This window comes from Pseudomonas allokribbensis, assembly GCF_014863605.1.
GTDB lineage: Bacteria > Pseudomonadota > Gammaproteobacteria > Pseudomonadales > Pseudomonadaceae > Aquipseudomonas > Aquipseudomonas allokribbensis.
The window spans coordinates 2,252,034-2,261,299 of the sequence record NZ_CP062252.1 but is presented as its reverse complement, the minus strand read 5'-3'; the positions used below and the strand labels follow the sequence as shown (position 1 = coordinate 2,261,299).

12 protein-coding genes are annotated in these 9,266 nt (G+C 57.5%); 2 read left to right on the top strand and 10 right to left on the bottom strand.

The window, feature by feature from the left end; genetic code table 11:
- Positions 1-4: 4 nt before the first annotated feature.
- Both IF199_RS10345 and IF199_RS10340 read right to left on the bottom strand, forming a co-directional pair.
- Positions 5-952, bottom strand: coding sequence for a major capsid protein (locus IF199_RS10345; protein ID WP_192560279.1), 948 nt, complete (start codon positions 950-952; stop codon positions 5-7).
- An 11-nt stretch (positions 953-963) separates the two neighbouring features.
- Positions 964-1,680 carry a hypothetical protein gene (locus tag IF199_RS10340; RefSeq protein WP_192560278.1) on the bottom strand — a complete coding sequence of 239 codons (717 nt, stop codon included), beginning with the start codon at positions 1,678-1,680 and terminating at the stop codon, positions 964-966.
- A gap of 116 nt (positions 1,681-1,796) precedes the next feature.
- On the opposite strand from IF199_RS10340, the gene IF199_RS10335 reads away from it, so the two are divergent.
- The gene (locus IF199_RS10335) at positions 1,797-2,396 is read left to right on the top strand and encodes a hypothetical protein (protein WP_192560277.1); all 600 of its coding nucleotides are present in this window, start codon (positions 1,797-1,799) and stop codon (positions 2,394-2,396) included.
- Here IF199_RS10335 and IF199_RS10330 read toward each other — a convergent pair.
- The 5 genes from IF199_RS10330 to IF199_RS10310 are packed head-to-tail and all read right to left on the bottom strand — an operon-like array spanning position 2,393 to position 7,304.
- A complete protein-coding gene (locus IF199_RS10330; protein ID WP_192560276.1) occupies positions 2,393-3,484 on the bottom strand; it encodes a minor capsid protein in 1,092 nt (363 codons plus the stop codon). The two genes, IF199_RS10335 and IF199_RS10330, sit on opposite strands and share 4 nt — an antisense overlap.
- Positions 3,459-4,919, bottom strand: a complete 1,461-nt coding sequence (locus IF199_RS10325) for a DUF4055 domain-containing protein (RefSeq protein WP_192560275.1) — start codon at positions 4,917-4,919, stop codon at positions 3,459-3,461. Before IF199_RS10325 ends, IF199_RS10330 begins: the two co-directional genes overlap by 26 nt.
- The gene (locus tag IF199_RS10320) at positions 4,916-6,217 is read right to left on the bottom strand and encodes a terminase large subunit domain-containing protein (protein ID WP_192560274.1); all 1,302 of its coding nucleotides are present in this window, start codon (positions 6,215-6,217) and stop codon (positions 4,916-4,918) included. Before IF199_RS10320 ends, IF199_RS10325 begins: the two co-directional genes overlap by 4 nt.
- Positions 6,189-6,665 carry a DUF2280 domain-containing protein gene (locus IF199_RS10315; RefSeq protein ID WP_192560273.1) on the bottom strand — a complete coding sequence of 159 codons (477 nt, stop codon included), beginning with the start codon at positions 6,663-6,665 and terminating at the stop codon, positions 6,189-6,191. Before IF199_RS10315 ends, IF199_RS10320 begins: the two co-directional genes overlap by 29 nt.
- Before the next feature lie 30 nt (positions 6,666-6,695).
- Positions 6,696-7,304, bottom strand: coding sequence for a putative metallopeptidase (locus IF199_RS10310; RefSeq protein ID WP_192560929.1), 609 nt, complete (start codon positions 7,302-7,304; stop codon positions 6,696-6,698).
- A gap of 394 nt (positions 7,305-7,698) precedes the next feature.
- On the opposite strand from IF199_RS10310, the gene IF199_RS10305 reads away from it, so the two are divergent.
- Positions 7,699-8,136, top strand: coding sequence for a hypothetical protein (locus tag IF199_RS10305; protein WP_192560272.1), 438 nt, complete (start codon positions 7,699-7,701; stop codon positions 8,134-8,136).
- Between the two features lie 71 nt (positions 8,137-8,207).
- On the opposite strand, the gene IF199_RS10300 is transcribed toward IF199_RS10305, so the two are convergent.
- The 3 genes from IF199_RS10300 to IF199_RS10290 are packed head-to-tail and all read right to left on the bottom strand — an operon-like array spanning position 8,208 to position 9,156.
- Positions 8,208-8,423: a hypothetical protein gene (locus IF199_RS10300; RefSeq protein WP_192560271.1), complete on the bottom strand. Its 216-nt coding sequence runs from the start codon at positions 8,421-8,423 to the stop codon at positions 8,208-8,210.
- A 53-nt stretch (positions 8,424-8,476) separates the two neighbouring features.
- The gene (locus IF199_RS10295) at positions 8,477-8,824 is read right to left on the bottom strand and encodes a hypothetical protein (protein ID WP_192560270.1); all 348 of its coding nucleotides are present in this window, start codon (positions 8,822-8,824) and stop codon (positions 8,477-8,479) included.
- Entirely contained in the window at positions 8,821-9,156 is a 336-nt protein-coding gene (locus IF199_RS10290; protein WP_192560269.1) for an MFS transporter, read from the bottom strand. Before IF199_RS10290 ends, IF199_RS10295 begins: the two co-directional genes overlap by 4 nt.
- Positions 9,157-9,266: the final 110 nt, after the last annotated feature.

Genomic DNA, 9,266 nt, shown 5'->3' with positions numbered 1-9,266 from the left:
CCGATTACGGCGCGGAAAGGTCGATCAAAACGCCAGCGGTTGCCTTGTCACTGTTCGCGTACTTGGACCAGTTGGCACCAGCTCCGATTGCTGCCAAGTTCGGGTTGACGCCACCAGTAGAGTCTTTCCAGCTGTAGCCGAGAAGATCCATGTTGAACGTGCCTTCAGCCCGAAACCCCATCGCCAAGTTTTCCTGATTGTCGATGTTGTAGGAGCGGAAGCCTGGCGCCTGGGACTCGGTGATTTTCACCGCCCCCGCCTGCAACCCGAAGATGGTTTCAGTTGGAATGGTATCGGACACCAAAACCGGTTTGCCCATGGTGCCTGGCTGACCACCGTAGATGACCACTCCTGCCTCTTCGTACACCTTTTCGGTGATCGCCTGATCAACCATGTCGAAGTAAGTTGCCGAATCCATGGTCCAAAGAGCGATGCGACCGAAACGGTCACCGAATTTGCGCATCCCCTTGGTCAGCGCCTTCTTGCCGTCGGTGGCGAAACTAGCCTTGGCAACCATGTTGGCATTGGCACCGATGGAAGCCTTCAGCGCAGCCATGGCGTATTGGATGTAACCCTCGAGTACCGCATCGGCATAATCCTGGCCCACCAGCTCAGAAAACTCTTCCGGCGAGCGAGCGCGGCGCTTGAATGCCTCCTCGGTGGTTTCGTAAGGACCGTATTTGAACGGCACCTTCACGCCGACCATTTCGCCGGAGCCGATTTTCTGGCCAGCGACAGCAGCGACCGAGTTCACATCGCGGTGTGCAATCGAGCCACCGAGTTTGTAAAAGGAGCGCTTACGGAGGTCACCTTCGATCAGTTCGTTGTCGAGGATGATGGCGCCATTCGACGAACCATTAAAAATATCCATTACATCCTGGATGCGCTCCAGGTAGGCGGTTTGGGCAAGGTCGTTGTAAACGATCATGTCCGAGTTGACGGTAGTCGCCATGGGTTACTCCATTATTTGGGCAATTTCAGGTACGCGTCTTGGCCATGAGCGGTGATGTATTCACGCTTGGCCACTGGTGTCATTTCAGAACGTTTCAATGCGGCCCCGCCGCCATTTCCTGCACCGACGGCCCCGCCACCCGATGCCTTGCTACCCGCGATCAGCGGTGCAAACGCCGTGTTGTTTGCGAACTCGGCTTTCAGTTCGTCTAGCGTTGATGCAGAGAGCTTTCCTTGTTTATCGAGGACCACAACTACCGGTTTCCCATCGCGCTGTTCAACGCTCAGACGTCGCTCAATGTGAGGTAGCAATGCTTCCGCGCTGCCCGGGATTGCCAGGGCAGACGCGATATCAGTAGCGGTACGGCCGACAGTCAGATCCCGGATCTGCCCGCTCAGCGTTGCGCGCTCCTGTTCCAGCGTGCCGGTCAGCTCAGCTTCACGGCGGGTGAATTTCTCAGTCCAGGAACGTTCGAGCTCTTCGACGTTGCCGGACTTGCGAGCGAGCTCTTCCCGCTCCAGCCGCGCAGACTCTTCAGCTTCGCGCGCCTTCTTCTCGGCGGCTTTCTTCTCGCCGAGCAGTTCATCAACCTTGGCCTTCAGGCCGGATACATCTTCTTGCTGCGGTAGACCTTCAATGCCGAGTACGAACTTGCCGTCCTTCTCGGTGTAAAGAGCGCGCACGGCTTCATCTACCCCTTCCAGGGTATCCAGTTGGAATTTCAGCATTGGTTGTCTCCCAGAGACGTCGGTGCAGGCCCTGCCTGCAGATAGGAAAAACAAAGGTTGCGGGCGTATCAATTATTTCATATATTTCATTTGGGAAATGAAAAAGAGGAAAAACCATGACCCTGAAACAAAATGTGCAGTTCATCAATGACGAGAAAGGCCGGCCTCAATTCGCCGTTCTTCCTTACCACTTTTACGAGGTTCTTATGACCAACCATCCGATGGCAGAAACACTGCCAACCCCCCTTCTGAAAGACGACCGCTACATCGAACTACCCGAAGCCGATGGCGAACACATCGACTTGGTGCGTTTAGTCGATTACTGCCTGCGCCAAGCGACAGTGTCGTTCGGAGCCGACGACGACAGAGCGGAAAATTTTGAGCTTTATCGTGATAGCTTGCCCGTGAATGCTCGCACCCAGGCCCTGGAACGCTTTGATAGCCAGTTCTCCGGCGGACTGGATCCGCTTATCCGTCGCTTCTTCCTGCCGAAGGATTCGCCCTATCGCAACACGATGCAGGCTACGACGGCTGTAGTTGAGGCCCTCGTGAAAACTGGCATTTTCACAAAAACAAAGCGGAAATTTGATTTCTACCGCCCAGTGAATGCTCTCGACTTCAACGTGGACGCGGGCCGCGCTTACCTTGACGGCAAGCCTGCGGTTCAGAATCCGATCCCGACGTATTTCTGGTACAGCCAAGAAACCTACCGCTAAAGGGTTAGCCCCGCGCGTTCAAACGCAAGGGGCTCAATTGCCTTCATCTGAGTAAGTGTCATCGGTGCAAAATTGCGATCAAGCTGCAGCTCGGCGAATCGCTCGACGCTTAGACCACCTTCGCGGAAGAGCTTCGCCCGAACCGGGCCAATGGCCTTGTCCTGAAACGCCGCCGGCTGTTGTTTGAGCCAGTCGTAATAGCTGAGGTCGGCACGCACTTGTTGCGCGCCAGCATCGCCAATGGATGATCGCGTAGCGCCCTCGGCGAACAGATCGCTGAAGCGCGTCACCGCCACCACTGTCGAGCGGCAGTTGATGTGGATCGGTGGCCTCGGCCCTTCGGTGAGCTTGAACCTGCGTTTGTCGAGCGTCCGGCACTGACTGGTCGTCTTCGTATCCAGCGTGCTGACCCATTCCACCGACGGCACGACATCGGAATTCGCTTTCAGCGTTTCCATGCGCGCCTGGGTGGCGACGTGCTGCACCGCAGTCCGAACGATCGAACCGGCGTTGCGGTTGGTCGTGGCCAGGATGCCGTCGTTGTACTTCAGCGCCTTGGTGCCGCGAATGTTCTTGATGATCTGGAAGTTGGTCTGGCCTTCGAAGAAGCCCTGCCGGATCGCGCCAGTGAGGCGTTGCCGCTCGGTGCTGGTGAAGCCTTCAATGAACGACTTGAGCAGCTTGCCGCCATCCGCGCCGCGCACGCTGAGCGGGTTGGTGAGGATTGCAGCGCGGATCGCAGCAGCACCAGGCACCGCCGCGTCGAACGAAACGCCAACCGGCGCCGCCCGGGTCAGGCTGGTCGCCTCAAACTCGGCCTCGTAGTTGGCGATATCCACCAGGTCGAGGTTCAGCTTCTCGCTGTACCGGTCGAAGATACCCAGCAGCAGGCTGTCGACCTCGCTCAGCAGCCGCTCAAGCCGAGCGACGGTGTAATCCGTCAGGTCGGCCCGGGTCAGCCGCTCACGGATCGAGCGGTCGATCTCCTTGAGGAATGGCGCGAACTTCGCCACCTCCCCCGACTTCAATTGCTCGAGAAATACGGCGTGCCGGATCGTGGCATCAAGGATTGCTTGGTTTGCCACCATTCGGGATCACCTCTGTGTCGTCCAGGGCCGGCCCGGTGCTTTGCGCCTCCAGCTCGTCCCGGATTTCGTCGTCTGTCTTCTCCGGGTTGATCACGCCGCGATCGCGCAGGTACTGCCAGAAGTCACCTTCCGGCAACTTACCGCCCTGAACTGCATTGAACAGTGCGACCAGGATCGTCGCGTCCAGAGTGATCTGGCTAAAGTCTTGGTTGAGCTTGTAGACCACCTCGCCGGGGGCATTAACAAACTCGGCCATCCACTCCAGACACTGGCTGTATGCCTCGCTGACGTTGCTGACCACCAGCGACAGGACACTGTGTTCTGCGGCGCTGTCGTTGTCGGCCTGGGTGGCGGTCTTCACCGCGCTGCCTCGCTCAATCAACCGGGCGCCGAGCGAAACCATGTCCTGTTTCTTCGCGTCCATGGCTTCCTTGGCGACTGTGTTTGGCAGGGCCTGCCAGACACCACAGGTGCCGTTGACCGGAAGAATCCATGGGGCCCGGGAGCCAAGAAATATCCCATTCTTTTCCATGTGATCGCGCCACTGCTCATCGAGACCCGCCATCCACGGCTGAGGCTGACCCACCAGATAGGCAGCTTCCTCGTAGTCCGCGCTGTTCCGGTAATGACCAATATTCACTTCGGCCATGTCGTACAGCGGAGCGTCGTCGATGGTGGTGTCGTTGTTTTCGCTGCCAACAAACTGGAACGGGATCACCTCCCATGGTCGGCCAGCCCCATTCAGCGGCGTAAACGGGGCGACAACCTGCGAGGTCTTGCTCGAACCCTCCTCCCACACCTCCTGCGTGTACATCCCGGTCGAATCCAGACGCAATACGCGGTACTGAACAACCTGCTCACTGCCGAAACCGTCATTCGTATCGACATCCACCGTCTCGCGCAGTACGACAAGGCTCAGCAAGTGCTGGCCGCCGACCTGCCGCGTCTTCCAGTTGATGATTGACTCTGCGGTGTAGCTGGCGATGTTTGCCCTGGCTCGGCCGGAGAGTTCGTCCGCCCTGCTGACCGTTCCGGCCACGACTGCTGCGTAATCCACCAGCAGCCCGTGACGGCCCACTTCGAGCAGATGCCCGATCACCGACTGGGACTGCTGGTAGACGCTCACGCCCTGCCCGTCGACATCTCTGGCCACGTAATCAAGTGCGCCAGGCACCGTCAACGTTGGCCAGGTGCGGAACACTGCGCCGACAAGGCTGTGCTTCGTACGTCCGGTGGCGTTGTAGAACACTGCCCGCTTCTTGTACGCCTCATAGCGCGCCTTGTTGTCTTCACTGGTGTCGGCAGCGTTGGGCCTCGGCAGATAACGGTCGCCAGCAGCCTTGATGGTTTCCGACCCTTTGCGGACGTCGCGCACCAAGCGCCAGCGGTACTGCGCCGCCGTGTACTCGGGACGGGTAAAAGTGACGTCCGTCATCGGGCGACTCCCATTTTCATTGAGGTGACCGGTTTAACGATCGGGTACTCGCGGTGAATGAAGTAACCGCCGCCGTCGTTGGCGTGGTCGTTGCCTTGGCTCTTGTCCGGCTCGCCGTTGGGCGCCCAGATCTGCTGTTCCAGGCCGTCGGCGTATGTCGGACAGGTGAACGGGTTGACCAGGTAACGACGCTCGCCCTGAGCGTTGCAGAACATCGCGTTCATGGCGTTGATGCGGTCCTTCACTGGCGGGTTGGCCGCCGGCGCGATGACCGTGAAGCCTGCCTGCTTGAGCATGGCGATATCGGTGAGACTGGCATTGACCGACTTGCGCGAATCGCCGGAGGCGTCCGGGTAGATCCGGATCTCGCAGGTTTTTCTGAAGTCGTTGCCGGTGTGTTCCCAGTACCGCTCTTTGATGCGACGGATCATGTCCGGCGTGTCGTAGCCATCCATCAACTCATCCACTGCACGCGGCATACCCTGGTCACGTTTGACGTGGGTGATCGCCGCCATCTTGCCGACGTTGAAGTCCATGCCGATGAACAGTGGTTCGCCGGGCTGGACGGTATCGAAGCATTGGTTCAGCTTGCGGTCGTAGGCGTGATAGATCGATCCAGACGTCAGGTTGACGAACTGGCCATTCAGGTACGCGCGGATCAACTGCTCGGGGTACGACTCCATCAGCGAAGGAATGTAGTCGTCCGGTAGGTTCAACTCGTTGTCGAAGGTGCTGGCCTGGACCAGCCCGTACATCTCAGCCAGCGCCGGCTTCTCGCGGATTTGCTTCACGAACTGCTGGAAGACGAACTTGAACCCTTCCGGGGTCGTGGTCACGTCTACGCCGTTCTTCAGCCCGTCGACGTTGTAGCGCATCCGCGCAATGATCTTGCGCCAGGCGTGCTGTGCCTTCAGCGAGGGCAACACATCGAGCTCGTCGACCAGCGCGTGGCCGATCTTGAAACCGACGATTGTCTGCGGCTTTTCCATCGACCGGCAGATCGTGGTGCTTCGGTACTGCTTGCCGCTGTAGAAGTCGACCTCTTTGTCGCTCTCCTTCGTCTTGACCTTCAGGCCCCAGTCGTAGGCCACTTCCTCAATGGTCGGGAAGAAGATGTCGCGGATCTGCGGGTAGGTCGGTGCGAAGTATCCGGAGTTGATTCCCGGCCATTCCCACACGTGCTTGCACAGCGCCGCGCAGCCAACCCAAGTCTTGCCCGAGCCGAACCCAGCGACGAAGCCACGGAATTTGTGCGGAAGCTGGAGGAAATCAGCCTGCGGAACATTCAGGCTCGGCATCCGGCTTCCTCGCATTGATCACTTGAACAGTTACAGCAGTCGGCACCGTGGGTTCGTCCTCGGCGTCAGCCTTCTTCTGCCGGTTCACGTAGACGTCGCCGACTTCCTTCGCGGCCTGCTCCAGGATCTGCATGGCCAAGCCGATGTTCTTCATCGTCTCGGCCTTCTCCACGAACCGGTTCATGGCGCGGAGGCGGTAGGCGCGGTTCGCGATCGGAATCTCGGCGGTCTCCTCTCGGAAGCGGGCGCGTGTGTCTTCAAACAGCGTTTTCCACTTCTGGTTCAGGCTCCGCCCGACGTATTTGGTGGGGTCGTATGCCTCGCACTGCTGGCGGGTGACATCGATCCCGAAGGTTTCTTTGACCGAGGCCACCACTTGAGATGGCGTGTCAAAGCAGGCCAGCGCCTGTACAACAAAGGCTTTCACCTCGTCTCTGAGTGCGGCCATAGATGGGCATCCGTCAAAGTGCTGTCAAAGTCAGGCCGACTTGAGCAGACAGGTTCCGCAGGCCCTCGCAATGTTCATTTTCCCTACCTCGGCAGGATTGTTTGCAGCGTCCACCAGCTCTTGAACTGCCGGGCTTGCACCGTAGCGTCGGACAACTCCGACGAACTCTTCCACGTCGTGTCCGCGCATCTCAAGTTTGGGCAAGCCTTCCTGAGTGAACGCTGGTTGACCGTACTTATCGGTCGCTTGGGCTATGTGATACAGCTCGTGTTCGACCAGGGCACAGAAGTCAGCGTCGGAACACTGGGCGCAGTAGTCGGCAGCGAGCGTAATGATGTAGGCCGGCACGTCGCCGAACCAATCCATCATCTGCTGTTCCATTCGGGCCTTCTGCCAACCTCCAGCACGGAATGCGACCTGCTCGGCCTGGCCCACCACCGTGCGCCCCTTCTTCGTAAACGCAGAAGACGCCCACATCACACGAATGTCCGCATCAATCAGATGGGCATGCTCTTCGTTGTGGATGCTGCCGGTATCGGCGAGGATTTCGGACTGGAGCCAATCCCACACTTCAGGAGCTGGGCTCAGCGATATAGCCGCTGACTGAAGCAGGTCCGGAGGCGGGATCGGTCGTCGGATCATTTATCCCTCCCCCTTGAAAGGGGCAGATTGAGTCAAAAAAGAATCTTTGGACGTGGTTCACTCGAAGCTCACCACTTCGAGTAATCCTATGAAGCGCATCATCGTCATTGCCTTGGTAATAGCCGCACTTGGATATTTGGTCGATCCGGAATGTTACGACGGTAGAGGGGTAATAGCTTGCCTAGCAGCCAAACCCTGAGCATCTCTCCCCTAGCGCAGCTTGACTTGGTAGATCTCACCCCAGAGGACATTAGCTAGCGAAGATTCCCGCTAACCGTATCCGTTAGAACCAGTTCATTGCTTGGAATGCTTGAAAAACAACAAAAACGCCTTCACTACTGCTGGTAACGCCGGCTCATTATGTCGACGCTTACTATTTAAGGACTTACCAATGCTGATTGCTGTCACAGACCAAAATCGACTACCCCTTCATACCATCTCACCTGGAATTACAAGTGCTGATGAAGAAGTTATCCTCATCCTTGAAGCCAGCAAGGCAAATCAGGTTGCAGAGGATCACTACAAAGACGATTTTTGGGATGGCCCAGACCTGTTCAAGCTCAACGCTTGCCTGAGATTCTTGAAGAAATCTCCCGCAGAACCGCTAGAGCTTCCCATCATCTATTACAACGTGCATCCGCATGTTCGATTCTGCGATGGCAGACATAGAACAACCGCTCTAGTCGACATGGGGTTGAAGACAGTTCCAGTCCTAACCAGCAAAACAATTGCAAATGGTCTAGTACACCTTTGGGGCAAAAAGCAAACCGCGCTGGATGAGTACGACTTCACCAACTGCACCACAAAGACAATTCTAGGAACGGTATGAGAGTGTCGCGACACAATTCGCCGATTCGACAAACGTGTCGCGACCTGAATAGCCTTTCGGTTTTCCGCCAATCAGCCGTTATGGCCTTCCAGCGGCTGGGCAAAGTTGAGGGTCAAACCCGCCTCCGGATAGAACTGGTTGTAGCCGGTGCTCATAAGGGCAACTTCCTGCCCCTGAATCTGCGAAGCCGCATCGCCGTACTTGGCAACCAGCGCATCCTTAAGGTCATCGATAGACAGGTTCAGCTTGATGTCGTTGTAGTGGATCTGGGTTTTGTTGATGTTCATGGGAATTCCCTTTCTGTGCGCCATCGTTCGGCGCGTTAGTTAAGTGGCGAGCCTTACTTGGCCCGCCGGTCGATTCCGCCTGGCGCCTTCTCGCAGCGTAGGCAGTGTTCACAGTTCAGCGTCCGGCAGAGCCAGGCTTTCACCCGCTGCCACCAGATGACCATGAAGATGTGGCGCATACCGGCAAGTGCCAGTGATACGTGTAACGTGATGCCGGCGGTAGTCGGGCCAATCATGAAGATGGTCTGCTCCCGGCTCATCACAACGAAGCCGCTGATGGCAATCGCCGAATAGACCAGCTTTCCGATGACGCCGTCCCGCACTCGACCGCTCAGAACACACCAGGTCGCCCAAAAGGCAATCAAGCCGCATGCGATGGTGTTGATCAGTTCAATGTTCATGGGTTGCCTCCCCCGAACCGCTGGCGAATAAGCGCCCAGAGGTCAGCGGATTTGATGGCGCGGTTGATAGCTGCAAGCAGCGAACCACCGAACGCCCCAAGCAGGAAGCCGATACCTGCGACGATCTTCGGCTCGGTTACACCCAAGTAGGCGCTGACCATGCTCGTCAAATAAATCGAGCAGGCGACTCCCGTAATCAGAAAAACAATCCAGGCACGCCAATCCGTCAGATCGTCCTTGTGCCACCAACTGGCGACAACGGCGCCGACCAATCCTGCGATCAGCAATCCGAACCTGTCGATGAGCTCGAGCAGGCGATGTAGAGAATCCATGCGCTCGACTCCGTGTGCATGATGGAAATAGAAAGGCCTCGATCAATGTCGAGGCCTTGTAACAGGTGCAAGACTTCTCGCATGTAAGTGGGTCGCCCAGACAGGCACGA